The sequence below is a fragment of the Streptomyces sp. NPDC039462 genome (genome assembly GCF_055639375.1).
Map to the genome: position 1 here is coordinate 193,074 of NZ_JBVKAO010000004.1, position 26,466 is coordinate 219,539.

The window sequence follows — 26,466 nt, forward strand, 5'->3', positions numbered from 1 at the left end:
GGTGGTGGAGGGGTCGATGACTCAGGGGGCCGGTCAGGGACCCGATGTGCGGACGGCGACGCTGCGCGACTTCCGCGTACCCGCGTACATCCATGAGACGACTGGCCCCGCCGCGGGAGGTCCAGGATCGCCGGGCGAGACGCCGGACGAGGGGTACACCCCCACCCAGCGCGACCTGCCGGTCATCAACCGCGGCGACACCGTCCAGGTACAGGTCATGCCGGAGCCCCCGCAGCCGCGGCCGAGCGACGAGCACGGCCCGCTGTACGTCGTCGGCGATGTGCACGGCTATCTGGACGAGCTCGTCGCGGCCCTCCAGGAGCAGGGCCTCGTCGACGCCGAGGGCAACTGGTCCGCGGGGAACGCGCGGCTGTGGTTCCTCGGTGACTTCACCGACCGGGGGCCCGACGGCATCGGCGTCATCGACCTCGTGATGCGGCTGTCCGCCGAGGCCGCCGCCGCCGGCGGCTACTGCAAGGCGCTCATGGGCAACCACGAGCTGCTCCTGCTCGGCGCCAAGCGCTTCGGCGACACCCCCGTGAACTCCGGCGCGGGCACCGCCACCTTCCAGGCCGCCTGGCTGCTGAACGGCGGGCAGAAGACCGACATGGAGCGCCTGGAGGACCACCACCTCCAGTGGATGGCCCGTCTCGACGCGATGGAGGAGGCCGACGGCCACCTGCTCGTGCACTCCGACACAACCGCCTATCTGGATTACGGCGACTCGATCGAGGCGGTGAACGACACGATCCGGGAGACCCTCACGCGCAACGACGCGGACGAATGCTGGGACCTCTTCCGCAAATTCACCAAGCGCTTCGCCTTCCGCGACGAGTCGGGCCCCTCGGCCGTACGGGAACTCCTCGACATGTACGGCGGCACACGCATCGTCCATGGCCACAGCCCCATCCCCTACCTCCTGGGTGACGTCGGCTCCGAGGACGAGTCGGACGGCGGCGGTCCGGTCATCGAGGGCCCGCACGTCTACGCCGACGGCCTCGCCATCGCCATGGACGGCGGAGTGACCATGGCCGGAAAGCTACTGGTCCAGCAACTCCCCCTGGGTATCTGAGCGTTCTCCGGGCAGGCGCCCCTCTACAGGATCACGCTGGCCAGGGGGGCAATTTCCGGAAACCCCCTGTCACCGCGTGCCGTCACGGCTCTACCATCGGCTTATCCGTAGCAGGCTCCCCTCCGTTTCTGCCCAACGGCTCGTAGCCATGCGAGCCTCAGCCCTACGGAGCATCGGGGGATGCACATGAACAGCGCTCCACACCTGCTCAATGAGGACCGCCCCGAGTACGAGCGGATCCTCGACGAGGCGCTGCGCACCGCACCTGACCGTCCCGAACTCGCCGCAGTGGGCCAGCGGCTCAACACCGAACAACTGCGCACCATGGCCCTGAACGCGACAGCACTGATCACGGCCGCGGCCGCGGCCGAGTACGCGCACTACGTGAAGGTTCGCGAGGAGTTGCGCGAACCTCGACCGTCGTCCACGTCGATCCGCGAAGGGAATGGACAGAGCGCCGCGGAGTCGGGCTCCGGCGGCGTCAGCCTCGCCACCACGATGGGCGAGGTCGCCGAACCAGCGGCAGCGGGAGCCGGGGCGATCGCCGTCGTCGCGGTCCTCGCACCCGTCCTCGCGGGGGCGGCCGCCGCGATATTCCTGCTCGTCGGCTACATCCTGAAGATGCTCACCCCCGAGCCCGCCTTCGCGGACACCCTGCTCACCGCGGGATGGCTGTTCGGCGCGCTCACCGCGGGGGGCATCCTGGTCGCCGCGGTCGGTCTCCTGCTGACCGCCCTGCGCAACGGCTCCACCTCGCTCCAGGCCGGACTGCACGGCGAGCGGAACGAGGAGTTGACCCGCGCCAGGGAGGACTGGAGCCGGGCGCTCCTCGAGCGGGGCGTCGTGCCGTTCCTGCGGGAGGCCCTGACGGAACCGGGCGGGGCCTCCGCGGCCCGCACGCCGTCGACGAACTCAGGGGTCTCCGGGGCGAGCGGCCGCATGCCTCAACTCGGCTATCACCGGCCGGGGTTCAGCAGCCCGGACGGCGGCCCGACCGCGGGGCCGCGTCCGAGCTTCTCGAGCCCCGACTTCTCCAGCCCCGACTTTGGCGGGCCCGACCACAAGCCGGAGTAACGGGGCCGGGGCTGGGCCGGGCCGGGCCATGAGGCTCGACACCGCCCTCGGCGCGCCGCTGTCGGCGAGCGGCGGCGCACGCCGGAGGCGTACTGACAGGTGGGTGGGACCGGCACGTCCGCGACCACCCCGCCCGCGCGGGAGCAGGGCAGTTGACCGGCTGGATGCCGGTCCGCTGCCTTGCTCCCGCGCGACGGCGCCGAGGCGCCCGGAGCGCGACGGTGTGAGAGGGCTCGGAGCGCGACGGTGTGAGAGGGCTCGGGCGAAACCGGCTCTCAGTCGGCGATCGGCAGATAGACCCGGTTGCCCGCTGCCGCGAATTCCTTGGACTTCTGCTCCATGCCCGCCGCGATGTCGTCCGAGTCCAGATCACCGCCGTGCTGGCGACGGATGTCCTGGGAGATCTTCATCGAGCAGAACTTCGGCCCGCACATCGAGCAGAAGTGTGCCGTCTTCGCGGGCTCGGCCGGCAGCGTCTCGTCGTGGAACTCCCGTGCCGTGACCGGGTCGAGGGCGAGATTGAACTGGTCCTCCCAGCGGAACTCGAAGCGCGCGTCCGAGAGCGCGTCGTCCCAGTCCTGGGCGCCCGGGTGCCCCTTGGCCAGGTCCGCCGCGTGCGCCGCGATCTTGTACGTGATGACGCCGGTCTTCACGTCGTCGCGGTTGGGCAGGCCCAGGTGCTCCTTGGGCGTGACGTAGCAGAGCATGGCCGTGCCCCACCAGCCGATCATCGCGGCGCCGATGCCGGAGGTGATGTGGTCGTAGGCGGGTGCGATGTCGGTGGTCAGCGGGCCGAGCGTGTAGAACGGCGCCTCCTCGCAGATCTCCTGCTGGAGGTCGATGTTCTCCTTGATCTTGTGCATCGGGACGTGACCGGGGCCCTCGATCATCGTCTGTACGTTATGACGCTTGGCGATCGTGTTGAGTTCCCCGAGGGTCCGCAGCTCGGCGAACTGCGCCTCGTCGTTGGCGTCCGCGATCGAACCGGGCCGCAGGCCGTCGCCGAGCGAGTACGTCACGTCGTACGCCGCGAGGATCTCGCAGAGCTCCTCGAAGTGCTCGTAGAGGAAGCTCTCCTTGTGGTGCGCGAGGCACCAGGCGGCCATGATCGAGCCGCCGCGCGAGACGATGCCGGTCTTGCGGCGCGCGGTGAGCGGGACGTACGGCAGTCGTACGCCCGCGTGCACCGTCATGTAGTCCACACCCTGCTCGGCCTGTTCGATGACCGTGTCCTTGTAGATCTCCCAGGACAGCTCCTCGGCCTTGCCGTCGACCTTCTCCAGGGCCTGGTAGAGCGGCACGGTGCCGATCGGCACGGGGGAGTTGCGCAGGACCCACTCGCGGGTCGTGTGGATGTTGCGGCCGGTGGACAGGTCCATGACCGTGTCGGCGCCCCACTGGGTGGCCCAGGTCATCTTGTCCACCTCCTCCTCGATGGAGGAAGTGACCGCGGAGTTGCCGATGTTGGCGTTCACCTTCACCAGGAACTTCTTGCCGATGATCATCGGCTCGATCTCCGGGTGGTTGACGTTGGCGGGGATCACCGCGCGCCCCGCGGCGACCTCCTCCCGGACGATCTCGGGGTCCATGTTCTCGCGGATCCCGATGAACTCCATCTCGGGCGTGATCTCCCCGCGGCGGGCGTACGCCAGCTGCGTCACCGCCTGGCCCTGGCGGCCGCGGCGCGGCTGGCGGGGGCGGCCGGGGAAGACCGCGTCGAGGTTCTTGAGCCCGCCGCGGGGCGAGGTGTGCTTGATGCCGTCGTCCTCGGGACGGGGCGGCCGGCCCACGTACTCCTCGGTGTCGCCGCGGGCGATGATCCAGTTCTCCCGCAGCGGCGGCAGGCCGCGGCGGACGTCGGTCTCGGCCGACGGGTCGGTGTACGGGCCCGAAGTGTCGTACAGGGTCACGGCCTTGCCGTTGGTGAGGTGCACCTGGCGGACCGGCACCCGCAGGTCGGGGCGCGAACCCTCGACATACGCCTTGTGCCAGCCGATGGACTTCCCGGCCCCGTCAGCCGCGACGTTCTCAGCGTTCTCAGCGTTCCCGGCGTTCTCGTCGCTGCTGGAGGCAGGCGTGCGTGTGTCCGATGTGGTCATGAGACCTACTCCCTACGCCGGCATTACCCGGTAACAGGTTCGGCGGTCGACGCAGCGAATCCCGTACGTTTCGTGCACTCTTCGTGCCGTTTCGTACGGAGGTCAGCGCCCTCTCAGCCCGGTGCTCCGAGCTCCCGCGATTGCAAAGGTGGCTCCACGCTAGCGTCATGTCGGCCGCGCTGAACAGAGGGCCCCCTCCGTTCTTGCGATGATCGGTCAGTGACCACCACAGAGCCGCCTCCTCCGCCGCCCCCGCAGCCGCCCGCATCCGGGATGCCTCCGGAGGGGCCTGGGCATGGGTCCGGGCATGGAAATGGGTCCGGGCATGGAAATGGGTCCGGGCACGGGCACGGCAATGGGCCCGGGCACGGGTCCGGACACGGGCATTCCCACAGCCACGGCCCGGCCGCACCCGTCTCCAAGCATCTGCGCAAGGTCATCGCCGCGGTCCTGATCCCCTTCGCCACCGCGGTCGTCGTGGGGCTCATGGTGCTCTGGCCCGGCGGCACGCCCTCGCACGAGCGGACCGGCGTCGGTTTCGACCGGCAGACGCAGTCGGCGAAGGTGACGAAGGTGCAGGAGCTGCCCTGCAAGGAGCTCAGCCCCTCGCAGCCCCCACCGACCGGCGACACCTCTACCCCGGAGGGCCAGTCGGCGCAGTCCCGGGCCACGGGCACCTGCAAGAAGGCGACGATCGAGGTGAGCAGCGGCAAGGACAAGGGCCGCACCTTCACCGAGATCATCCAGCCGGACTCGCCCCGGCAACTGCGCCAAGGCCAGGAGGTGGTGGTCGCCTACGAGCCCAAGGCACCCGAAGGGCTGCAGTACTCGGTCACCGACGTGAACCGCAAGATCCCGATGGCGCTGCTCGCCGGCATCTTCGCGCTCGCCGTCGTCGTGGTGGGACGGCTGCGCGGCGTGATGGCCCTGGTCGCGCTCGCCATCAGCTTCATGGTGCTCACGTTCTTCATCCTGCCGGCGATCCTGCAGGGCTCGAATCCCCTGGTGGTGGCGGTGATCGGGGCGAGCGCCATCATGCTGATCGCGCTCTATCTCTGCCACGGCCTGACGGCCCGCACATCGGTCGCGGTACTCGGCACGCTCATCTCCCTCCTGCTGATCGGGCTGCTCGGCTCACTCTTCATCGGCTGGGCCGCCCTCACCGGCAACACGGACGACAACACCGGCCTCATTCACGGCCTGTACCCGTCCATCGACATGAGCGGCCTCCTGCTCGCGGGCGTCATCATCGGCTCGCTCGGTGTACTCGACGACGTCACGGTCACCCAGACCTCCGCGGTCTGGGAGCTGCATCAGGCCAACCCGACGATGGGCTGGCGCGGTCTGTACCGCGCGGGCATCCGCATCGGCCGCGACCACATCGCCTCGGTCGTCAACACCCTCGTCCTCGCCTACGCGGGCGCCGCGCTGCCCCTGCTGCTGCTCTTCTCGATCGCGCAGTCCAGCGTGGGCACGGTGGCCAACAGCGAGTTGGTCGCCGAGGAGATCGTGCGCACCCTGATCGGCTCGATCGGCCTGGTCGCCTCGGTGCCGGTGACGACCGCGCTGGCCGCCCTGGTCGTCTCGGCGGACCGCACGTCCGGGGGCGGGCCGGGTGCTGCTGGTGCCGGTGCCGGTATGGGTTCCGGCGGCGGTGCTGGTGCTGGTATCGGTGCTGGTGCCAGTGCCGAGGGCCGTGGGAGTGGGGCTCGGCCGTCCCGCGGCGGGAAGGGGCGCCGCCGCAAGCGGTGACCTGACCGCGGTGCCGACGGGGCCGAAGCCCCGACGGTCCCGACGGCGCCGGCTGCCGTCGATACGGCGGGCTCCCCTGAAATGCACCAAAATGCCTGCGGCCTGCCTCCGTCCTTTCCCGACGCCGAGTCAGCCCGCGTTCTGCTCCTCCGCGAGGATCCGGTCGAGCGCCTCGTCGAGATGCGTCTCGAAGTCGGCGAGCGCCCGCTCCTGCCCGAGCGGCACCAGCCTGTCCGTGCGGTCGAGGAAGGCGAGCAGCGGTGGAATCCGCACCCGGAACAGCGCCCGGTCCGCGCCGACCTGAAGCCTGATCAGGGCTTCGTCGAGCATGTCCGCGTCGGTGGGCTCGACACGGACGTCTCCGTCCCCGCACGGCCTCCCCACCCCGTCGATCAACAGCTCCCGCCCGAAGGTCCAGGTCACCGGTACGTCCCCCGGCAGGTGGAACGTCAGCCGCACGGCATAGGGATCGTCGATCTCGTAGCGCAGCTCCACCGGGATACGGAACGACAGCTCCTCGGAAACGAGGAAGCTCATCATGACCTCTGCCTGCACCGTCTCGCCCATCGCGCGCTACCCCGTCGCTTCTCCATCAACTGGCCAGAGACCAACTCCCTGACACCACTGGCATCTTGCTCAACGTGCGCATCAGATCACAAGGAGTGAGTTTTCAGATGCTGATAGAGAAGGCGAGTGTCCCTAGTAGCTTTCCGATCTCCCGTTGCAATTTCTGGGCTGCGGGCAGCAACCGGTCGGCCTGGTTGGACGGGACAGAAATGGCCATGGTCGCCGCGGTGTCACCCGCCGTGATCGGAATCGCCGCGCAGACCGTCCCGAGGGCGTACTCCTGACGCTCCACGACGGGCCGCATCCGCTCCCTCGATTCGAGCCGCCGCATGAACGTGCGGTCGTCCCGCACCGAGTAAGGCGTGATCGACCGGACCGGGTAGCGGTCGAGGTGGTCCTGGCGCGCCTCGTCGTCGAGCTGACCGAGGAGGCACTGCCCGATCGCGTGGGCATGCCCTGTCTCCCGGAAGTCCGCCCACTCCTCCACAGCGGGATTGCCCGGTGTGTCCGCGACGGCCACGACTTCGATCTCTCCCTCCCGGTAGACGGCGAAGTACACGGGGACGCCGATGGTGTCGCGCCAGTGCGCCAGGGAATCGTCGATCCTTCCGCGCCGGTTCTGCTGGGCTCCGCTGCCGCTCAGCCGCTCGGCGGCCTCGCCCAGGACGAACAACCCCTTCTCCCGGCGCAGATAGCCCTCGTGGGTCAGGGTGCGCAGCAGGTGATACGCGGTGGGAAGTGCGAGGCCGGCCTCGCGCGCCAACTGCTTTGCGGGGGCGCCGTTCTGATGCGAGGCAGCGGCTTCGAGCAACCGCATCGCCCGCTGCACGGAGCCGATGAGGGTCGGCCCGGCGGCTCCGGGGGCCGCCTCTGTCGCGTCTGCTGTTTCTCTTTCGTCCATGGAGGCCGGCGATGCTTCGGGGTCGGTGCAGGCTGATGGTTCTGCGGGGTCGGTGCAGGCTGACTGTTCTGCGGGGTCGGTGGAGTCGTCAACCAGCGGAGTGGTGGGGTCGACCGCGGCCAAGGTTCGCTCCCTAAGCGTGCGCCCGTTCCGCGGAGATCGACCCCCGCGTCGGATTCCGGACTCTAATCCGCGGCCATCGCCCTATGCCGTCCCACCGGGAAACTTCCTCCGGCCGGGGGAACCGTTGCGAAATGTCACCAGTCGGTGCGCGATGACGAGGAGCCGGATATGAACTTCCGTACGACGTAGATGAGTCCACCGACCAGTGCTACGAATAGCAGCGCCTTGAAGAGCAGTCCGACCACGAATCCGACAACGGTCGCTATCACGCTGCCGAACACGACGAGTGCGATGACCGGCACGGCCACCCACTTCACCCACCACGGCATTCCCGCAAAGATCTCCTTCGCTGCCATCGTCCTTACCTCTCTCCGCTGTGTCCGCACTTCCACGCTCTTCGCATCGGTGCGGTTCCTGAAAACTCTGCAGGTTCCTGGCTTCTCGCATTCGATGCTAGGGCGCCGAAGCGCTCCACGGGGGCCTCGGAGCCCTTGTCCTCCCCTGATCCGACCCTGAGGGAACCCCGAGGTCGCAGCCCTGAGGAAGTCAGGCCTCCGGAGGAGAGAAGACGACGAGCACGCGCAGGTCCTCGCTGATGTGGTGGAACTTGTGGGCGACACCGGCCGGCACATAGACGACGCTGCCCCGCGCCACCTGCGTGGTTTCCATGCCGACGGTGATCGAGGCCCGGCCGCTGACGACCATGTAGACCTCGTCCTGCCCGTGCGGCTGCTGCGGGTCGGCCTCCCCGGCATTGAGCGCGTACAGCCCGACCGACATGTTCCGCTCACGCAGGAACTGCAGGTAGGCGCCGTCGTTGGCGGCACGCTCCGCCTCCAGCTCGTCCAGTCGGAATGCCTTCATGACCCTCGTACACCCCTCGCTTGTGAGCCGACGTTTTCCGGCCCCTGTCTGCCACGATCAGACACATGAAGAATTTCGTAGTCAAGACGATCGCCAACGCCGCGGCCTTGGCCGTCGCCGTGTGGGTGCTCGACAAGATCACCCTGACCGGCGACAGCACGGGCAAGAAGGTGGGCACGCTCATCGTCGTCGCCCTGCTCTTCGGGCTGGTGAACTTCCTGGTCAAGCCGGTGGTGAAGGTCCTCACCTTCCCGCTGTTCATCCTGACGCTCGGCCTGATCACCCTCGTGGTCAACGCCCTGATGCTGCTGCTCACCTCGTGGCTGGCCGACAAGTTCGACGTCAGCTTCCACGTCGAGGGCTTCTGGACCGCGGTCCTGGGTGGCCTGATCATCTCGATCGTGTCCTGGGCCTTGAACGTCGTGCTCCCCGACGACAAGGACTGACCGGGGGACCGCGGCCTATGCCCCTCCGGGCCTTCGGCCCAGGGCCGGCCGAGGGTTTCCGGGCGTGGCCGAGAATGGTGGAGGCGGCGGGCGAAGGCCTGCTCGGCGCTGTACGCGCAGCAGTGGAAAGGCGGGCGGCATGACGGAATCAGGACCTATAGACAGGCCTGCAGCAGGACCTGCGGACGGAACGGCGGACCGCCCTCTGGGCGACGGCACCCGCGCGGTCCGGGTCGGATTGCCCGAGCCGGTGAAGCACGAGCCGACGCTGCCCGGCCCGGTGTTCGCCGCGCACTTCCACCTGCCGGGCGACCCCACGGGCGGCTACGCCTACGGCCGCGACGAGAACCCCACCTGGACGCATCTGGAGCGCGCGATCGGCGGGCTCGAGGCGCCGGACTCCGACTCGGACGTCGAAACGCTGGTCTTCGCCTCCGGCATGGCCGCGATCTCGGCGGTGTTGTTCTCGCAGCTGCGTGCCGGCGACGCGGTCGTCCTGCCGGATGACGGCTACCAGGTCCTCCCCCTCGTCCGCGAACAGCTCACGGCGTACGGCATCGAGGTGCGCACCGCTCCGACCGGCGAAGACGCCCAGCTCGACGTCCTGGACGGGGCGAAGCTGCTGTGGATCGAGACGCCGTCCAACCCCGGGCTCGACGTGTGCGACGTTCGGCGGCTCGCCGACGCGGCCCACGCGCGTGGCGTGCTGGTGGCGGTCGACAACACCCTGGCGACACCGCTCGGCCAGCGACCCCTCGAACTCGGCGCCGACTTCGCGGTGGCCAGCGGCACCAAGATGCTCACGGGCCACGGCGACATCCTCCTCGGGTACGTGGCCTGCCGCGACGCGGAGTTGATCGCTTCCGTACGGCGTTGGCGCAAGATCGTCGGGGCGATCCCGGGGCCGATGGAGGCATGGCTCGCGCACCGCTCGCTGGCCACGCTGCAGCTGCGCGCCGACCGGCAGAACGCGAACGCCCTGGCTCTCGCCGAAGCGCTGCGGGGCCGTGCCGAAGTGTCGGGGCTGCGCTATCCCGGGCTGGCCGACGACCCGTCGTACAAGATCGCCTCGCGGCAGATGCGGCGCTTCGGGTGCGTGGTCTCCTTCACGCTGCCCACGCGCGCGCGTGCCGAGCGTTTCCTCGAAGCGCTGCGCCTTGTCGACGACGCGACGAGCTTCGGCGGTGTGCGGTCCACCGCGGAGCGCCGCGGACGGTGGGGCGGGGACGTCGTTCCGGAGGGTTTCATTCGCTTCTCCGCGGGCGCCGAGGACACCGACGACCTTGTGGCGGATGTGCTGCGCGCGCTGGACGAGTCGGCCGGTTCGACGGGCTGACCGCGCCCGACACGGACGCCGCGACGCGCCTCGCGTACGGCAGGCCGCACCCCGGCTACGTACAACGAACGGTCCGAGCCTCCCCCCTCGTGGCTCGGACCGTTCCGGTTCCGCGCGCGTGGAACCGCGTCAACAAGGCTAGTTGACTCTGTGTCAGTGTCCAATCACAGTAGCGACAGAGTCCTATCGACATATTTATAGTTGGGCGGGCCCTGGGGGTACGAAGGGGAGGAACGTCACCATGGACCTGGCCCTGCTGCGCACCTTCGTGACGGTGCACCGGGCCGGGTCCTTCACGCGGGCGGCGGCGTTGCTCGGGCTCTCCCAGCCCGCCGTCACCTCCCAGATCCGCACCCTGGAACGACAGTTGGGGCGGCCGCTCTTCCTGCGCCAGGCCCGCGGGGTGACCCCCACGACCATCGGCGACGAGCTCGCCCACAAGGCCGCACCCCATCTGGACGCCCTCATGGAGATCACCGAGGCCGGCCTGGACGAAGAGTCGCTCGTCCGCACCCTGCACCTAGCCGGACCACCGGAGTTCACCGCGGAACGCGCTCTGCCCGCACTCACCGCCCTGAGCGACCAGGAGGGCCGGAGCCATGCACTGCGCGTCTCGTTCGGCACCGCCGACGAGGTGCTGGAGGGGCTCTCCGCCGGGCACCACGACCTGGCCATCACCACGGCCCGGCCACGCGGCCCGCTGCTCATCGCGACGCCACTCTGCGACGAGGAGCACGTCCTGGTCGCGGGGGAGCGCTGGGCGGCCCGTCTCGGCCCCGGCAGGCCGCGGCGCCGGGCGGCGCTGCCGCTGGAAGATCTTCCGGTGGTCGAGGTCCACGAGTCGCTGCCGTTCGTCTCCCGCTACTGGGCCGCTGTCTTCGACGGCCGCCCTGTGGCGTCGGGGGCCGTGATCGTGCCGGACCTGCGCGCTGTCCTCTCCTGCGTGGTCTCGGGCGCGGGCCTCGCGGTGCTGCCCCGCTACCTGTGCGCCTCGGCCCTGGAACGCGGCGACATCGTGGCGCTCCTGGACCCCGCAGTGCCCCCTTTACGCACGTACTTCTTGGCGGTGCGCAGCGGAACACTCGCCATGCCGCACATCGCGCGGGCGCACGAGTGGCTGTTGCGCGCTGCCGCTGACTGGGCTTGATGGGGGGCGCGGCTGGTTCACGATGTTTCACGTGGAACAGTCCGGGCCACATTTCCCCCATGACCGTCCGACCCGTGGTCAAGCGCACCGCACGCGCCGTCCTGCTGGACGGCGACGACCTGATCCTGATCAAGCGCACCAAACCCGGTGTCGACCCGTACTGGCTCACCCCGGGCGGCGGTGTGGAGGCGGAGGACGCCTCCGTCGTCGACGCGCTCCACCGTGAGGTCCATGAGGAGCTCGGCGCCAAGATCACCGATGTCGTGCCCTGTTTCGTCGACACCGTGGAGCACATCGCCGAGGACGGCGCGGCCGGTGTGAAGGTGCAGCACTTCTTCGTCTGCCGCCTGGAGTCCATGGACCCGGGGCTGCGGCACGGGCCCGAGATCGAGGAGCCGTGCGGCGAGTACGAGATCGTGCACGTGCCCTTCACCAGGGTCGGCATCGCCTCGGTCCACCTCGTACCGCTGTCGCTGCGGCACTACCTGGACGGCAACATCGAGGGCGTGCGCGCGATGCACGCCCCTGATCTGGGCTAGCGCCCCCTATTCCGGCGCCACCAGCTCCTCTATTCCGACGCCACCAACTCCTCCACGGAGTCGTGGCGGATCCGACCCTCCGGGATGCCGATGTCCCGCAGGGCGTCCACTCCGTTGCGGATCATGCCGGGCGGGCCCGAGAGATACGCGTCGTACTCGTTCCACGGACCGTATTCGCGAACGGCGTCCGGCAGTTGCGCCCGCTGGTCGACGACCGGGCGGACGGCCAGCCAGGGGTGGGACTGCTGGAGCCGCAGCATCGTGTCGATGTCGTACAGATCGTGATCGGTGCGTGCGCCGTAGAAGACCTCGACGGGGCGCCGTCTGCCGTGCTCGGCGACGTCCTCGACGAGTGCCTTGATCGGCGCGATGCCCGTGCCCCCGCCCAGACAGAGCAGACCGCTGTCGGTGGTGTGGTCGACGGTCATCGAGCCGGTGGGCGGGCCGAGCCGCAGGATGTCGCCGGGGCGGGCGTGGTGCACGAGGGCGTTGGACACCCAGCCGGCCGGGACGGCCTTGACGTGGAAGGAGAGCAGCCCGTCGGAGCGGGGGGCCGACGCGAAGGAGTAGTGCCGCCAGACCCGTGGCCACCAGGGAGTCTCCAGGCTGGCGTACTGCCCGGCGAGGAAGGGGTACGGCTTGTCGGGCCGGACGGTGACGACCGCGATGTCCGTGGTTCTGAGGTCGTGCGAAACGACCTCGCCGAACCACCAGGCCGGAGCACGCAGTTCGTCCTCCGCGGCCGCGTCGATCATGACCTGGGAGATCGTCGTGTACGTACGGACCCAGGCGGCCTCGGTCTCGTCGTCCCAGATGGCGCTCGCGTACCGGCTCAGCGCACCGATCAGGCACTCGCCGACGGCCGGATAGTGCTCGGGCCGGGTGCCGTACTTGCGGTGTCCGCGCCCGAGATTCTTCAGATACGAGACGAGGACGTCGGTGTGGTCGATGTGCTCGGCCGCGGTCAGCAGTGCCTTGAGGATCCGGTCCCGCTGGGCGTCCATCGCCGCGGGGAAGAGAGCGCGGAGGTCGGGGTGGCGGGTGAAGAGGAGCGCGTAGAAGTACGAGGTGACCTTGTCGGCGACAGGGCCTATCTCGGCCATCGTGCGCTGCACCAGGACGGCGTCGGGAGACGCGGCCTGCGGCGACTTCGACTTCGCGGCGGAGATCGGGGGTGAGGTGTTCTGGGCCTGGGGGGCCGAGGTCCCCGGAGGTGGGGCCTGGGCGGCCAAGGCCTCCGGAGTTGGAGCCTCCGGGGTCGGAGCCTGGGGAGCCGGGGCCTGTTGCGCCGGAGTCTGTTGCGTCGGCAGGGCGGCGGAGACCGCAGAGGCGCCTGATACGGCCTGAGCTGCGGATATTCGCTCGTCCGCAGGTTCTGTGACGGGCGACGCGGAGGTGCCGGACGGCTGCCTGTCCCCCTCCTCCGGCCGCTTCGACGGCCTGCGCGGGGTGAACCAGTCCCCCTCGCCGCCGGAAGTACCGTCATCCGCCGACGCGGTGGTCGGAGCGTCCATGCTGTGCCTCGCCTCGAACATCTCTCGGTCGGTCTGCGCACTTCCTGCCGGAAGCTGCCTGTTTCCCCGCTCTGCCTCGATGGCCGATACGGCCACATTGAACCCCGTACACCCGGACCCTACGGACAAGTAGGTCGAGAATGTGACATTGCCCGCAGCCGCCTCACCGCAGCACCCGGCAGCATCCCATTCCCCGTCACCGCGCCGGCCGCATAACAAGAAGTACGGGCTCTCGATCTCTCTGCCCCGTTAGGCTTCATTTACCTGCGCGCGTACCCCCCTGAGTGCGCAGAGACGCACCGGCACGAACCTTGATCGACCATACCGGCAGCGGCCGAAGGCACAAGTCCCTCTCCCCTTGGCCTCGGAATTCAACGGCTCTGCCTGCCAATTGCCTCAATTACCGGCCGTGCCGGACCAATTCGTACGCCTTACGCAGATCCCGCCCGACATAGGAGTGGGTGGCGAGGCTCACCAGCCGTTGATCCGCATTGATCGCCACAGAAACAGGCACCACGCCGAACAACTCCAGGTCGGAAAGCGAGTCGCCGTACGCGACGCAATCGCTCCGGCCCACCCCGAACTCTTCACAGAGCCGGTCCGCGATCTTCACCTTGGCCGCCGCGTTGAGAATGCCCGTCGGATCGACGGGCTGGGTGAACGGAACGGCGGGAAAACGCGAACCGTGCGCGGCATGCGCGCCCCACCCGATGAGCCGCTCCACGAAGAACGACGGCGAGAGGGAGACCACCGCGCAGTAGTCACCGCTCTGCCTGATCTCGGCCCAGGTCTCCTGGATGCCGGAGAGCCAGGGTGCCGCGTCGAAGGCCGCCGACACCTGCGCCTCCGTGAGCTCCGCCCACAACGCGTGCACGCGCACCGCGTACTCCGGCGAGCCGATGTGCCCCGCCACGAACTCCCGCTCCAGCTCGGCGATCTCGGCGTCCAGGCCGAGCTGCCGCGATATCTCCACAGGGGCCGCCGTGCCGTGCAGCAGCGTCCCGTCCAGGTCGAAGAGGTGTAGGCGTGCCATGTGGGCCGAGGCTAGTACCCATGGCTGGTTCTGCCCTCGGGCGCCCCTCGACGCTCTGCGCAGCACCATGTTTCACGTGAAACCTCGCCGCCTTCCTGCCGTTTCCTTCGGGACCTACCCACCGTGGTCTACGACGAGGTGTCCAAATGCAACGTGCTTCTGCCCACAAACGGGTGGACGCCGAGGTTGTACGTCAGACAGCCTGACCCGCGTGTCGACACCTTCCCTCTCCGCACTGCCCATCCGCCGACTGACCCCCCGCGACCTCAAGGCCTGCGCCGATCTGTCCGAGGACCGGGGCTGGCCCCGTGAAGAACACAAGTGGGGTCTGCTGCTGTCGGCCGGAACGGGTTACGGCATCGACGACCCCGACGGCGACAGCCTCATCGGTGCCTATGTAGTGACCCAGTACGGCCCTCTCCACCGCCCCTCCCTCGCGGCGATCGGCATGGTTCTCGTCGCCGAGCGGTACGCCCGCCGGGGCATCGGCCGTCGACTGATGCAGTACGCCATCGAGGAAGCGGCCACCACCCCGCTCACCCTCCACGCGACACCGACCGGACGCCCGCTCTACGAGCAGCTCGGCTTCAAGGTCATCGGCCGGGCCGAGATGGTCATGGGACGCTTCACCGCGGTGGGCTCCGAGCCCGGCATCGCCACCAGGCCGGCCACCGCGGAGGACCTCAGCGCCATCCTCCGGCTCGACACCGAGGTGTTCGGCCATGACCGCATGCATGTGATCACCCGCCTCCCCGCCTTCACGGACCAGCTGCGGGTCGCGGAGGCCGGCGGCGAGATCATCGGCTACGCGGGGGCCTGGCCCAACATGGACACCCATGTCGTGGGCCCGCTCGTCGCGCGGGATACCGAGACCGCGAAGGCCCTCATCACCTCGCTCGGCGCCGGTACCGATCGCCCTCTGCGCACCGACATCGACGTGCGGCACACCGAACTGCTGGCATGGGTGAAGGAGAACGGCCTCGAGCCCATCGCCTTCAACGCCGTGATGGCGTACGGCACGCCGGAACTGCCCGGCGACTGGACGCGCCGCTTCGCACCGCTGACGGTCGCGGCGGGCTGATTCGCAAGCAACGCGGAAAGGCCCGCCCCGGCGTTGCCCAGGCGGGCCTTTCGGCACACACATGCACGTAAGCGCGTCGCGCGCCTTACGCGCCTGACCCGCTTTACGCGAGGGCCTCGACGGCCGCCGTAGCGAAGCCGTGGTCCTGCTGCGGGGCTCCGCCGCCCACGCCGATCGCACCGATCAGGCGACCGTCACGGTGGACCGGCACCCCGCCCGCGATGAAGAGCAGCGGGCGGTCGAGGGCGGTGGGCAGGGTGTGGAAGAGGCCGCCCGGCTGCACCGCGTCGACGAGGTCGGCGGTGGGGGCGTCCAGCTGAAGCGCGGTGTACGCCTTGCGGGTGCTGGTCTCGCCGGAGATCAGCACAGCCCGGTCGTCACGCCGGAAGGCGAGGAGGTGGCCTCCCGCGTCCAGGACGGTGACGCTGACCGTGACACCGGCCTCCTCGGCCGCGCGGCGAGCCGTAGAGACGAGCGCCTCGGCGTCCTCGATGGTGAGCGGAGCGACAGCGGCGGTGGTCTTGGTGGTGCTCATGAGGGGTCTTTGTCCTTGCAGATGGTGCGGGTGGTGGGGGGGAGGGAGGAGTGGCTGAGGGTGACGAGTGGCACCCGGGAGCCGGGGCCGGTCAGTGGTGGACGGGCGTGCGCTGCTCTGTCGGCGCCGCACCCGTCACGACCAGGCTCGGGCCGCCGGAGCGGCGCTCCAAGGCGGCCGAGACGAGGGCCAGGACGAGGGCGGAAGCGGCGAGCACCGCGCCGACCCAGTTCGGAGCGGTGTAGCCGAAGCCTGCGGAGATGACGAGACCACCGAGCCAGGCCGACAGTGCGTTGCCCAGGTTGAAGGCGCCGATGTTGACCGCGGAGGCGAGCGTCGGGGCGCCCGACGCGTAGTCCAGGACCCGCTTCTGCAGGGGCGGCACGGTCGCGAAGCCCAGCGCGCCGATCAGCAGGACGGTCACGGCGGCCGCGATCTTGTTGTGGGCGGTGAGCGTGAACAGGCCGAGCACGACGGCGAGGGCGCCCAGTGCCACGTACAGCATCGGCATCAGCGCACGGTCCGCGAACCGCCCCCCGACGAGGTTGCCGCCGACCATGCCGAGTCCGAAGAGGACGAGCAGCCAGGTGACGGAGGAGTCCGCGTAACCGGCGACGTCCGTCATCATCGGCGTGATGTAGGTGATGGCCGCGAAGACACCGCCGAAGCCCAGGACCGTCATCGCCATGGCGAGCAGCACCTGTACGTTGCGGAAGGCACCCAATTCGTCGCGCAGCCGCACGCCTTCGGGCTTGGGCAGGTCCGGTACGAGCTTGGCGATGCCGAAGAGGCCGAGGACGCCGAGGGCGGCGACGATCACGAAGGTGACGCGCCAGCCGATGGCCTGGCCGACGAGCGTGCCGAGCGGAACACCGACCACGTTGGCCACGGTGAGGCCCGAGAACATCATGGCGATCGCGCCGGCCTTCTTCTCGGGGGCGACCAGTTCGGCCGCGACGACCGAGCCGATGCCGAAGAAGGCACCGTGGGCGAGTGAGGCGACGACGCGGCCGGCCAGCATCACGCCGAAGACGGGGGCCACGGCGGAGAGCAGGTTGCCGACGACGAAGAGGCCCATGAGCAACATCAGCATCCGCTTGCGCGGGATGCGGGTACCGAGGGCGGTCATCAGGGGAGCGCCGAGCACGACGCCGAGGGCGTAGCCGGTCACGAGGAAGCCGGCGGTGGGAATGGAGACACCGAAGTCACCCGCGACCTCGGGAAGCAGCCCCATGATCACGAACTCGGTGGTCCCGATTCCGAAGGCCCCGATCGCGAGGGCCAGAAGCGCGAGAGGCATGGATCTACCTTCCAAACGATTGCAGATGCGCTTAACGTGCGTCCACAATAGTTGCACACGCGGGCTACTCGCAACCGCTGGATATTGCATCGGTGGACTACCCTGGGTGCAGCCGCTCCGGGACGGAGGAACAAGAGCCATGACAGCGACCGACCCCGCACTCACCGCGCTCGCTCAGAGCTGGTGCGCCCTCTCCTTGCTCCACGGGAAGATCGAGGCTCACGTCGAGCGCGCCCTCCAGACCAAGCACGGCCTCAGCGTGCGGGAGTACAGCCTTCTCGACGTCCTCAACCGTCAGCACGACGGCGAAGGCGGCCATCTGCAGATGAAGCAGGTCGCCGACGCCGTGGTGCTCAGCCAGAGCGCGACCACCCGCCTGGTGACCCGGCTCGAGGAGCGCGGCCTGCTGGCCCGCTACCTGTGCCCCACCGACCGCCGCGGCATCTACACGGACGTCAGCGAAGCCGGCGCCGCGCTGCTCGCCGAAGCGCGTCCCACCAACGACGCCGCCCTGCGAGAGGCGCTCGACGAGGCCGCCCGGAATCCCGAGCTCGCTCCGCTGGTCAAGGCCGTCGAGACACTGCGCGTACCGGCGTGAGGCCGCGGACCGTGGCCTCCGCACAGCCTCCGCAGGGGCTGCGCCCGTAGGAATTGGCTGCGGCCATGGGAATTGCCGCGGCCGCGGGAATAGGCTGCGCCCATGGGAGATCTTGAAATACGCCCTGCTGTCGCCGCGGATCTGCCCGCCATCGTAGGCATGCTCGCCGATGACCCGCTGGGCGCCTCGCGCGAATCGCCGGACGACCTCGCTCCATACGTGACGGCGTTCGAGCGGCTGGCGAGCGACCCGAACCAGCACCTGGTCGTCGCCGAGCGCCAAGGGCGCGTCGTCGGCACACTCCAGCTCACGATCGTTCCGGGGCTCTCCCGGAAGGGCGCCACCCGCTCGATCATCGAGGGAGTGCGGGTCCACGCCGACGAGCGCGGCAGCGGCCTCGGCACGCAGTTCATCGAGTGGGCCGTCGACGAATCCCGGCGTCAGGGCTGCCAGTTGGTGCAGCTGACCTCAGACGCCACGCGCACCGACGCCCACCGTTTCTACGAGCGGCTCGGCTTCACGGCGTCGCACGTGGGCTTCAAGCTGCAGCTCTGAGGCCGTTCCTGCTGGGCTGTCGTGAGCGGTCGCACTGTTTCACGTGAAACGTTCGCAGGTCTGTTTCACGTGAAACAGACCTGCGCACCGCCCAGAATTAGAAGCCGCGCCACCCCTGCGGGTCCACACCGCCCGGCACCGGCGCCTCCTCGTCGTACGGCTTACGTGTGAAGACGAACGAACCCAGGTCGAGGTGGCTCACCGAGCCGTCCGGTCGCCGTACCGCCCGCAGCACCTCTCCGGCGTAATACCCGTTGAGCCCCGTCCACGTGCCGTCGCCGTTGGGCCGGAACCGGGCCTGGCGCCCCCACCCGGACAGCGGTCCGATCTCCACCCCGCCGTCGGCCGTCAGGCGAAGCGCGAGCACCTGAGTCCCCCAGTACCAGGGGCCCGCCAACTCCAGTACCTTCTCGTCTACTTCGGGGAGCGGCCGCCACGGCTCCGGGATGCGCGGCTCCGCATCGGCCACGATCTTCACCAGGTCCACGGCCAGCGCCGCCACCGGCGGCCCCGATGTGCAGTTGGCGAGCGCGACCGCGGCGATGCCGTCTGCCTCGCTCACCCACAGGGCGGCGAGGAAGCCGGGCAGCGACCCTCCGTGCCCGGCCAGAGTGCCCTTCTCCCCCCGCAGCAGGTCCACGCCCAGGCCATACGCCCGGTCCCATTCCCCCGTCGGCAGCGGGGCCGACGGCGTCCGCATTTCCCGTACGGAATCCGCGCTGAGGACCCGGTCGTCGCCCTTCACCAGGAAGGATCCGAAGCGCACCAGATCCGCCGTCGTGGACCACAGCTGACCGGCCGGAGCCATCAGCCCCAGGTCCTCGACGGGCTCCGGCATCATCACGTCCGCCCAGGGATGCACGGCCCAGCCGCCGGCGTGCGGGTCCTGCGGCTGAGCACTCGTGCGGCTCAGCCCGAGCGGCTCCAGTACTTCGCGGCGGAGCACTTCCTCCCATGGGGCGCCCCGCAAGGCCTCCACGAGAGAACCGAGCAACGTATAGCCGGGGTTGGAGTAGTGGAAACGTCGGCCGACAGGGTGCTTGAAGGGCTCGTCCCCCAGGACGTCCGTGAGCTCCGGACGGGTCGATCCCGGGGTGCGCTCCCACCACTCGCCGGGAGTCTCGGCGGCCAGCCCTCCGGTGTGCGCGAGGAGTTCGGCGATCGTGGCCTCCCCCGCGCCGGTGCCCGGCAGGTGCTTCTCCAGCGGGTCGCCCAAGTCCAGCACACCCTCGTCGCGCAGCCGCATGACCAGGACGGCGGTGAAGGTCTTGGTGATCGAACCGATGCGGTACTGGACGTTCTCATCCGGCTCGTGCCCGTCCACCATGCTGCGGCCGCCGCTCCACACCAACGCGCCGTCCCGGGCCACCGCGGCGACCAGTGACGGGGTCCGGCCCTCCGCCTGCGCGGTGGCGACGCGGTGCAGCAGGGCTCGACGGGTGGAGGGGAGCAGCTCTTCATGGGGTGTTGTCATGGGACCAGTTCACCTGGGAGACGCGCGTGCGTCGAGCGAATTCGAAGGTGCCGGCGCCACGGCTCCGAAGTTCCGGCCCCAAGGCCCTGAAGGCGCCGGCCCGTCAGATCTCCCATGGCTGTGATCCGGCGACCCGGCGCGTCGCGATGTTGATCCGGTTGAACATGTTGGCCGCTCCGATGGCGAGGACGAGCGCCGCCAACTCCTGCTCGTCGAAGTGCTTCGCGGCCTCGTCCCAGATCGCTGCCGGCACCGGGTCTGGCCGGTCGGCGAGGCGGGTGGCGGCCTCCGCGAGGGCGAGGGCGGAGCGTTCCGCATCGGTGAAACAGGGAGTGTTCCGCCAGGCGGCCACTGCTGAGCGCTGCTCGACGGTGGCACCCGCCGCGGCGGCACTGCGTGCGTTCCCGGCCACGCAGACGCTGCTTCCGTTGATCTGGCTCACGCGCAGTTGCACCAGCTCGATGATCGCCTGGGGCAGACCTTGCTTCCTGATGACCTTCGACAGGATCAGCAAGGCCTTCATGGCCTCAGGGACGAGCGTGGCGGGGTTCTGCATACGAGCCTGCATGAGATTTCTCCTCAAGCGTCTGCCCGACGCCGCTGCCGGCCGCAGCGGCGTCGTGGTGGTCCGTCACTGCATCGACGAATCGCGACGCGGGAGTGTGAGCGGCGTGGGCGCCCAGAGCCCGGCGGCCGTCCCGTCACGCAGGTGCTGCTCGTAGGTGACGACCTTGCCGTGGATGACCTCCAGACAGGCGTCCAGGTCGTCGATCTTCGCGCGTACGGCGCGCTCGTGCTCCTGGAGCAGCGCGAGGCGGTCCGGCTCGTTGCCCGGTCCCGAACGCACGAGCGCCGCGAACCTCCTGATCGTGGCGATCGGCATGCCCGAGTCCCGCAGCCGCCCACACAGCTGGAGCCAGTCCACGTCCGCCTGTTCATAGACGCGTCGGCCGCTGCCGGAACGCGGGATCTCGCGCAGGAAGAGCCCTTCACGCTCGAAGAACCGCAGCGCGTGCACGCTCAGGCCGGTCGCCTCTGCGACTTTCCCGATGGACAGCCCGTTCGTCTCCCGGTCCGGCAGGCGGGCCGCCGGCTCGTCGAGCTCCGCACGGTCAACTGCGTCGGTTCTCTCATCAGGCCATTCACCGGGCGAATTACCCGCATCCCCACTCATGCCCCGACCGTACTCGGCCCCTGCCCCATGGCCTTGACCTAGCTCGCGCTCTAGGTTTTAGCGTCGCCGACATGATCACCGAACAGCAGAAGATCGGCTCCGCATTCAGTGCCCGCAGCACGGCCGACGATGTCCTCGCGGGCAGGGACCTGGCAGGAGCCACGGCTCTGGTGACCGGCGGGTACTCCGGTCTCGGTCTCGCGACGACTCACGCGCTGGTCCGCGCGGGTGCGCACGTCGTCGTCCCCGCCCGACGCCCCGAGACCGCCGAGGACGCTCTGCGCGGTACTCCCCGGACAGAGGTGCACGCCCTCGACCTCGCGGATCTGGAGAGCGTCCGCGTCTTCGCCGAACGCTTCCTGGAGACCGGCCGCTCCCTCGACCTCCTCGTCAACGGCGCGGGCGTGATGGCCTGCCCCGAGACACGCGTCGGCCCCGGCTGGGAAGCGCACTTCGCCGTCAACCACCTCGGGCACTTCGCGCTGGCCCACCACCTGCGCCCGGCCTTCGCGCCTGCCGGGGCCCGTGTCGTGGCCGTCGCCTCCTCCGGTCACTTCCTGTCCGACATCCGCTGGGCGGACCCGCACTTCCGCACGGGCTACGACCGATGGCTGGCCTACGCCCAGTCCAAGACCGCCAACGCCCTCTTCGCCCTGCACCTCGACCGCCTCGGCTCCGATCTCGGCCTGCATGCCTTCGCCGTGCACCCCGGCAGCATCCTCACCCCGCTGCAACGCCACATCCCCCGCGAGGAGTGGCTCGCGCAGGGCTGGGTGACTCCGGACGGCACACCGGCCGCCGGCTTCAAGACACCCGAGCAGGGCGCCGCGACAAGCCTGTGGGCGGCGACCTCGCCTCTGCTGGAGGGCCATGGCGGGGCGTACTGCCAGGACTGCGACATCGCCGAGCCGGCCACCAGCGACGACATGCTGATCGGGGGCGTCAAGCCCTGGGCCGTCGACCCGGACGCGGCCGCCCGGCTCTGGGACCTGTCCTGCGAACTCACCGGACTCAACGCCTTCTGACCGGTGGGGGCCTCGCATCAGAGCCCTCCATAGTGCCCGCCCCAGGGTCGATACCCCCACGCTGTTCTGCCGACAGGAGATATCGGCCCGACCGGACGTCGACGATCACTACAGTCCCGACTCATGACGACGACCCCAACGCCCATAACGGCCACAAAGGTCACCACACGCACGGTCGAGTACCCGGCCGACGGTCTGACGATGGTCGGGCACCTCGCCCTCCCCGCCGGAGACGACCGCCGGCCGGCAGTCCTGATCGGCCCCGAAGGGACGGGTCTGAACGACTTCCAGCGCCGCCGGGCCGACGCCCTCGCCGAGCTGGGGTATGTCGCGCTGGCCTTCGACATCAACGGCGGGCGCTGGTTCGCCGACCCACAGGAGATGCTGGCGCACGCGATGCCCCTGCTCGCCGACCCGGACCGGATGCGGGAGATCGGCCACGCGGCACTCGATGTGCTGCGTGCCGAACCCCGGACGGACCCCGACCGGATCGCCGCCATCGGCTACGGCACCGGGGGCGCGATCGCCCTGGAACTCGGCCGCGACGGCGTCGATCTGCGGGCGATCGGGACGATCAACGCCCTGACCACGGGACGTCCGGGCGAGGCGGCACACATCCGTTGCCCCGTGTGGGCCGGGGTCGGGTCGGAGGACCCGATCATGCCCGCCGAGCAACGGGACGCCTTCACCGCCGAGATGCAGGCCGCGGGCGTCGACTGGCGTGTCGTGGTCTACGGCGGGGCTCTGCACGCCTTCCACCACCCACCGGTCGATCACGCCGTGCGCCCCGGCGTCGGCCACCACCCGCTGCACGCGCAACGGGCTTGGCGCGACATCGTCGGCCTGCTCGCCGAGTGCCTTCCCCTGACGGAGTGAGCCAGGAGCAGGATCCGGGTCAGGGAGAGGTCAGGGGCAGGCGGAGGTGTGGAGGGCCTTCCGCAGGCATTCGGCGAACTCGGCGGGGCGCGTGGTCAGACCGGTGTGCCCACCCGGGAAGTGCTGAAGTTCGGTGCCGAAACGCTCGGCCAGCAGTGCGGCTGGGCGGTACGGCAACTCGCCGCGTGAGTCCTGACCGCAGGCGAGCACAAGGCGGCCCGAAAGCGCCTCAAGCCGGTGGAGGTCCGGAGCGTAGGACATGAAGCTCGGCACGATGCGGCCGACGAAGTACGGCAGGTTGGCCATCGTCTGCTCGGCCCGCGCCGCTGCTTGCGGCGGAAGTTCCACCTCGGCCTGCATCCCGGCCTTCGCCTCGGCCTCCATCCCAGCCTTCGCCTCGGCCTCCATCCCGGCCTTCGCCTCGGCCTCCGTCCCAGCCAGCGGCCCGGCCTCCGGTTCGGCCCCCTGCTCACCCTTCGCGTCGGCCTTCGGCTCGCTGGTGTCGTCGTCCTTCTTCAGCCCCGCAGCGAACACGGCCATCGCCGGCATGGGCCCTTGCGTACGGAACGTCTCCCGCACACGTGCGAGAAGCATGCGTTGTTCGAGAGCGTCCGGCAGGACCTCCACCACCGGTGGCTCGTGTGCCACGACCTGTTCGACGCGTTCGGGATGAGCCGTGAGCAGGTGCAGGGCGACGATCGCGCCCGAGCTGATGCCGAGCACCCGAGCGGGCTCGGTGGGCGACAGCAGCTCCAGCACCCGGAGCGCGTCATCGGCGTGGTCCGCCACGTGCTGCTCGGCCTCGGGGTCATCCAGCGCGCTGCGGGACATGCCGCGCGGGTCATAGGTCGCGACGGTGTACTCCGTGGCCAGGTCGTCGACGATGCCGTCGAAGGAAGCCGCGCCGCCCGCCCCGCCGGGGATCAGGAGCAGGAGTGGGCCCTGACCGCGCACTTCGTAGTGGAGGGTCGCGCCCTTCACGCGCAGGCTGCCGATGGTCGGCGTGGTCATCAGGAGTCTCCTTCTCCGGACGCAGGTTCTTGGGACGGAGGCCAGTGCTCCAGGAGGGTGTGCAGGGCGTCGAGCGCTCGGACCCACGACCGCTGCGGCGCACGCTCGTGCCCGAACCCGCCCGCCGCCTCCAAGGCGACGAACCCGTGGAACGTGCTGCGCAGCAACCGGACCGCATCGGTCAGATCGGGCTCGGCGAGGCCGTAACCGCGCAGCATGCCGTAGGTCAGCTCGACCGCGCGCCGCGGCCCGGGCGCCTTCGCGGCCAGTTGGGGATCGATTTGGATCGAGGTCTGCGTCGCCGCGTAGCGGCCCGGGTGCTCACGGGCGTACTCCCGCCAGGCGTCGGCGAACGCGACCAGCGCGTCCCGCCCCGCAAGACCGGCGGTCGCCTCAGCGATGCGAATGGTCTTCTCATCCGCCGCCAGCAGCGCGATCCGGCCGCGCAGATCCTCCAGACCGCGGACGTGCGTGTAGAGGCTCGCGTCCTTCACGCCCAGCCGCCGCGCCACCTGCGCCATGGTCACCTGATCGAGCCCGACGTCGTCCGCCAACTCGGCGCCCGCGATCGTCACCCGCTCCGCCGTCAGCCCGGCCCGCACCATGCACACCCTCCCCAAATCCTTGAGCCCCTAGTTCTACCCTAGGGCTCCTAGGAAAGCCAGACATGCCAGAAGAGGGACAGGCAGGAGAGGAGAGGACCAGAAGGGAGTGGCCCGAGAGGGCAACTCAGTGCGGGGATCAGGTCTGTGCCATGTCCACAAAACGCGAGTAGTGACCCTGGAAGGCGACGGTGATCGTCGCCGTGGGGCCGTTACGGTGCTTGCCGACGATGATGTCCGCCTCGCCCGCGCGAGGCGATTCCTTCTCGTACGCGTCTTCGCGGTGGAGCAGGATCACCATGTCCGCGTCCTGCTCGATCGAGCCGGATTCACGCAGGTCGGAGACCATGGGCTTCTTGTCGGTGCGCTGCTCGGGGCCACGGTTCAGCTGCGAGAGCGCGATCACCGGCAGCTCCAGCTCCTTGGCCAGGAGCTTCAGGTTTCGCGACATGTCCGAGACTTCCTGCTGGCGGCTCTCGGCCCGCTTGGAACCGCCGGACTGCATCAGCTGCAGATAGTCGATGACGACGAGCTTCAGGTCATTGCGCTGCTTGAGGCGTCGGCACTTGGCGCGGATCTCCATCATCGACAGGTTCGGGGAGTCGTCGATGTAGAGGGGGGCGGCCGAGACGTCGGGCATGCGCCGGGCGAGGCGCGTCCAGTCCTCGTCCGTCATGGTGCCGGAGCGCATGTGGTGCAGGGCCACGCGGGCCTCGGCGGACAGCAGGCGCATCGCGATCTCGTTGCGCCCCATTTCGAGCGAGAAGATCACGCTCGGCATGTTGTGCTTGATCGAACAGGCGCGTGCGAAGTCCAGGGCCAGCGTCGACTTACCCATGGCGGGACGGGCCGCGATGATGATCATCTGGCCGGGGTGCAGGCCGTTGGTGAGCTGGTCGAGGTCGGTGAAGCCGGTGGGCACACCGGTCATCTCCCCCGAACGCGAGCCGATGGCCTCGATCTCGTCGAGAGCGCCCTCCATGATGTCGCCGAGCGGCAGATAGTCCTCGGTGGTGCGCTGCTCGGTGACCGCGTAGATCTCGGCCTGGGCGCTGTTGACGATCTCGTCGACGTCACCGTCGGCCGCGTACCCCATCTGGGTGATGCGCGTGCCGGCCTCGACGAGTCGGCGCAGCACTGCGCGCTCGTGGACGATCTCCGCGTAGTACTCGGCGTTGGCCGCCGTCGGGACCGTCTGGACCAGGGTGTGCAGATACGATGCGCCGCCGACCTTGGTGATCTCACCGCGCTTGGTGAGCTCGGCCGCCACGGTGATCGGGTCGGCCGGCTCGCCCTTCGCGTAGAGGTCGAGGATCGAGGCGTAGATCGTCTCGTGCGCGGGGCGGTAGAAGTCGTGGCCCTTGAGCACCTCGACGACATCGGCGATGGCGTCCTTGGAGAGCAGCATGCCGCCGAGCACCGACTGCTCCGCGTCGAGATCCTGCGGGGGGACGCGCTCGAACGACGAACCTCCGCCGTCCCAGCCGCCCTCACGACCGCGCTCGTGCTGCTCGTCGCGGCCCCGGCCTCCGTCGCGGCGCTGGCGGGAGACGGGCAGACGATCACTGGGACCGCTGTCGGCCCAGGGGTCGTCCAAAGGCTCGGAGATACTCACCGGGCCACCTCCTCCCGTCCGCCGCGCGGACCTCGCCGTGCCCCTCTTTCCTAAGGCACGACACTGACAAATAAGGGGGCCCAACTCCGGTTCTGACGCGTCGGTTTTCCGGGGTTTCCGAGGTCGTACGACGAGGCGGGCGCCGGACCACGG

At 69.5% G+C, this 26,466-nt stretch carries 27 protein-coding genes; 12 read left to right on the forward strand and 15 right to left on the reverse strand.

What is annotated here, in order from left to right; translation table 11 throughout:
* Positions 1-16 precede the first annotated feature (16 nt).
* Both ACZ7LU_RS23230 and ACZ7LU_RS23235 read left to right on the forward strand, forming a co-directional pair.
* Positions 17-1,072: a metallophosphoesterase gene (locus ACZ7LU_RS23230; protein WP_471917886.1), complete on the forward strand. Its 1,056-nt coding sequence runs from the start codon at positions 17-19 to the stop codon at positions 1,070-1,072.
* 180 nt (positions 1,073-1,252) lie between these two features.
* Positions 1,253-2,146 carry a hypothetical protein gene (locus tag ACZ7LU_RS23235; protein ID WP_468091655.1) on the forward strand — a complete coding sequence of 298 codons (894 nt, stop codon included), beginning with the start codon at positions 1,253-1,255 and terminating at the stop codon, positions 2,144-2,146.
* Between the two features lie 275 nt (positions 2,147-2,421).
* Here the strand turns inward: ACZ7LU_RS23235 and thiC are convergent, their stop codons facing one another.
* Positions 2,422-4,245, reverse strand: a complete 1,824-nt coding sequence (thiC, locus tag ACZ7LU_RS23240) for a phosphomethylpyrimidine synthase ThiC (RefSeq protein ID WP_471917887.1) — start codon at positions 4,243-4,245, stop codon at positions 2,422-2,424.
* 219 nt (positions 4,246-4,464) lie between these two features.
* Here thiC and ACZ7LU_RS23245 point away from each other — a divergent pair, with 219 nt between their 5' ends.
* Positions 4,465-5,997: a YibE/F family protein gene (locus ACZ7LU_RS23245; RefSeq protein ID WP_471917888.1), complete on the forward strand. Its 1,533-nt coding sequence runs from the start codon at positions 4,465-4,467 to the stop codon at positions 5,995-5,997.
* 129 nt (positions 5,998-6,126) lie between these two features.
* Here ACZ7LU_RS23245 and ACZ7LU_RS23250 read toward each other — a convergent pair whose 3' ends face one another.
* From ACZ7LU_RS23250 to ACZ7LU_RS23265, 4 genes are all read right to left on the reverse strand, one after another.
* The gene (locus tag ACZ7LU_RS23250; protein ID WP_471917889.1) at positions 6,127-6,564 is read right to left on the reverse strand and encodes an SsgA family sporulation/cell division regulator; all 438 of its coding nucleotides are present in this window, start codon (positions 6,562-6,564) and stop codon (positions 6,127-6,129) included.
* Positions 6,565-6,667: 103 nt separating this feature from the next.
* A complete protein-coding gene (locus ACZ7LU_RS23255) occupies positions 6,668-7,393 on the reverse strand; it encodes an IclR family transcriptional regulator (protein WP_471918132.1) in 726 nt (241 codons plus the stop codon).
* Positions 7,394-7,722: 329 nt separating this feature from the next.
* Entirely contained in the window at positions 7,723-7,944 is a 222-nt protein-coding gene (locus ACZ7LU_RS23260; RefSeq protein WP_361719010.1) for a DUF5326 family protein, read from the reverse strand.
* A gap of 190 nt (positions 7,945-8,134) precedes the next feature.
* Positions 8,135-8,452, reverse strand: coding sequence for a cupin domain-containing protein (locus ACZ7LU_RS23265; protein ID WP_362338708.1), 318 nt, complete (start codon positions 8,450-8,452; stop codon positions 8,135-8,137).
* Between the two features lie 65 nt (positions 8,453-8,517).
* Between ACZ7LU_RS23265 and ACZ7LU_RS23270 the strand changes: the two genes are divergently transcribed.
* The 4 genes from ACZ7LU_RS23270 to ACZ7LU_RS23285 all read left to right on the forward strand — a co-directional run bounded on the left by ACZ7LU_RS23270 (position 8,518) and on the right by ACZ7LU_RS23285 (position 11,920).
* Entirely contained in the window at positions 8,518-8,898 is a 381-nt protein-coding gene (locus ACZ7LU_RS23270; RefSeq protein ID WP_362992178.1) for a phage holin family protein, read from the forward strand.
* Between the two features lie 139 nt (positions 8,899-9,037).
* Positions 9,038-10,234, forward strand: a complete 1,197-nt coding sequence (locus tag ACZ7LU_RS23275) for a cystathionine gamma-lyase (protein ID WP_471917890.1) — start codon at positions 9,038-9,040, stop codon at positions 10,232-10,234.
* Between the two features lie 241 nt (positions 10,235-10,475).
* Positions 10,476-11,381 carry a LysR family transcriptional regulator gene (locus ACZ7LU_RS23280; protein WP_471917891.1) on the forward strand — a complete coding sequence of 302 codons (906 nt, stop codon included), beginning with the start codon at positions 10,476-10,478 and terminating at the stop codon, positions 11,379-11,381.
* A 59-nt stretch (positions 11,382-11,440) separates the two neighbouring features.
* Entirely contained in the window at positions 11,441-11,920 is a 480-nt protein-coding gene (locus ACZ7LU_RS23285; protein WP_468561970.1) for an NUDIX domain-containing protein, read from the forward strand.
* Positions 11,921-11,949: 29 nt separating this feature from the next.
* On the opposite strand, the gene ACZ7LU_RS23290 is transcribed toward ACZ7LU_RS23285, so the two are convergent.
* Both ACZ7LU_RS23290 and ACZ7LU_RS23295 read right to left on the reverse strand, forming a co-directional pair.
* Entirely contained in the window at positions 11,950-13,455 is a 1,506-nt protein-coding gene (locus ACZ7LU_RS23290; protein WP_471917892.1) for a globin domain-containing protein, read from the reverse strand.
* A 379-nt stretch (positions 13,456-13,834) separates the two neighbouring features.
* Positions 13,835-14,467, reverse strand: coding sequence for an HAD family hydrolase (locus ACZ7LU_RS23295; protein ID WP_471917893.1), 633 nt, complete (start codon positions 14,465-14,467; stop codon positions 13,835-13,837).
* 211 nt (positions 14,468-14,678) lie between these two features.
* On the opposite strand from ACZ7LU_RS23295, the gene ACZ7LU_RS23300 reads away from it, so the two are divergent.
* The gene (locus ACZ7LU_RS23300; protein WP_471917894.1) at positions 14,679-15,548 is read left to right on the forward strand and encodes a GNAT family N-acetyltransferase; all 870 of its coding nucleotides are present in this window, start codon (positions 14,679-14,681) and stop codon (positions 15,546-15,548) included.
* A gap of 103 nt (positions 15,549-15,651) precedes the next feature.
* On the opposite strand, the gene ACZ7LU_RS23305 is transcribed toward ACZ7LU_RS23300, so the two are convergent.
* Entirely contained in the window at positions 15,652-16,083 is a 432-nt protein-coding gene (locus tag ACZ7LU_RS23305; protein WP_468301724.1) for a GlcG/HbpS family heme-binding protein, read from the reverse strand.
* 91 nt (positions 16,084-16,174) lie between these two features.
* Positions 16,175-17,383 carry an MFS transporter gene (locus tag ACZ7LU_RS23310; protein ID WP_468301721.1) on the reverse strand — a complete coding sequence of 403 codons (1,209 nt, stop codon included), beginning with the start codon at positions 17,381-17,383 and terminating at the stop codon, positions 16,175-16,177.
* A 139-nt stretch (positions 17,384-17,522) separates the two neighbouring features.
* Here ACZ7LU_RS23310 and ACZ7LU_RS23315 point away from each other — a divergent pair, with 139 nt between their 5' ends.
* Together ACZ7LU_RS23315 and ACZ7LU_RS23320 are read left to right on the forward strand one after the other, a co-directional pair.
* On the forward strand, positions 17,523-17,981 hold the full coding sequence (locus ACZ7LU_RS23315; protein WP_468091678.1) for a MarR family winged helix-turn-helix transcriptional regulator: 459 nt from the start codon (positions 17,523-17,525) through the stop codon (positions 17,979-17,981).
* Positions 17,982-18,083: 102 nt separating this feature from the next.
* Positions 18,084-18,536, forward strand: coding sequence for a GNAT family N-acetyltransferase (locus ACZ7LU_RS23320; RefSeq protein ID WP_398301789.1), 453 nt, complete (start codon positions 18,084-18,086; stop codon positions 18,534-18,536).
* Between the two features lie 97 nt (positions 18,537-18,633).
* Here ACZ7LU_RS23320 and ACZ7LU_RS23325 read toward each other — a convergent pair whose 3' ends face one another.
* The 3 genes from ACZ7LU_RS23325 to ACZ7LU_RS23335 all read right to left on the reverse strand — a co-directional run bounded on the left by ACZ7LU_RS23325 (position 18,634) and on the right by ACZ7LU_RS23335 (position 21,184).
* Complete coding sequence (locus tag ACZ7LU_RS23325; protein ID WP_471917895.1) at positions 18,634-20,010, reverse strand: serine hydrolase domain-containing protein; 1,377 nt, start codon at positions 20,008-20,010, stop codon at positions 18,634-18,636.
* Positions 20,011-20,113: 103 nt separating this feature from the next.
* Positions 20,114-20,578, reverse strand: coding sequence for a carboxymuconolactone decarboxylase family protein (locus ACZ7LU_RS23330; protein ID WP_471917896.1), 465 nt, complete (start codon positions 20,576-20,578; stop codon positions 20,114-20,116).
* A 63-nt stretch (positions 20,579-20,641) separates the two neighbouring features.
* Complete coding sequence (locus ACZ7LU_RS23335; RefSeq protein WP_471917897.1) at positions 20,642-21,184, reverse strand: MerR family transcriptional regulator; 543 nt, start codon at positions 21,182-21,184, stop codon at positions 20,642-20,644.
* Positions 21,185-21,255: 71 nt separating this feature from the next.
* Here ACZ7LU_RS23335 and ACZ7LU_RS23340 point away from each other — a divergent pair, with 71 nt between their 5' ends.
* Both ACZ7LU_RS23340 and ACZ7LU_RS23345 read left to right on the forward strand, forming a co-directional pair.
* Complete coding sequence (locus ACZ7LU_RS23340) at positions 21,256-22,209, forward strand: SDR family NAD(P)-dependent oxidoreductase (protein WP_471917898.1); 954 nt, start codon at positions 21,256-21,258, stop codon at positions 22,207-22,209.
* A 123-nt stretch (positions 22,210-22,332) separates the two neighbouring features.
* Positions 22,333-23,085, forward strand: coding sequence for a dienelactone hydrolase family protein (locus ACZ7LU_RS23345; RefSeq protein ID WP_398301799.1), 753 nt, complete (start codon positions 22,333-22,335; stop codon positions 23,083-23,085).
* Between the two features lie 30 nt (positions 23,086-23,115).
* Here the strand turns inward: ACZ7LU_RS23345 and ACZ7LU_RS23350 are convergent, their stop codons facing one another.
* The 3 genes from ACZ7LU_RS23350 to dnaB all read right to left on the reverse strand — a co-directional run bounded on the left by ACZ7LU_RS23350 (position 23,116) and on the right by dnaB (position 26,313).
* Positions 23,116-24,096 carry an alpha/beta fold hydrolase gene (locus ACZ7LU_RS23350; RefSeq protein WP_471917899.1) on the reverse strand — a complete coding sequence of 327 codons (981 nt, stop codon included), beginning with the start codon at positions 24,094-24,096 and terminating at the stop codon, positions 23,116-23,118.
* Positions 24,096-24,701, reverse strand: coding sequence for a TetR/AcrR family transcriptional regulator (locus ACZ7LU_RS23355; protein WP_468301704.1), 606 nt, complete (start codon positions 24,699-24,701; stop codon positions 24,096-24,098). The genes ACZ7LU_RS23350 and ACZ7LU_RS23355 overlap by 1 nt, the downstream gene beginning before the upstream one ends.
* Positions 24,702-24,837: 136 nt before the next feature.
* A complete protein-coding gene (gene dnaB, locus ACZ7LU_RS23360; protein WP_030780096.1) occupies positions 24,838-26,313 on the reverse strand; it encodes a replicative DNA helicase in 1,476 nt (491 codons plus the stop codon).
* Between the last annotated feature and the right edge of the window lie 153 nt (positions 26,314-26,466).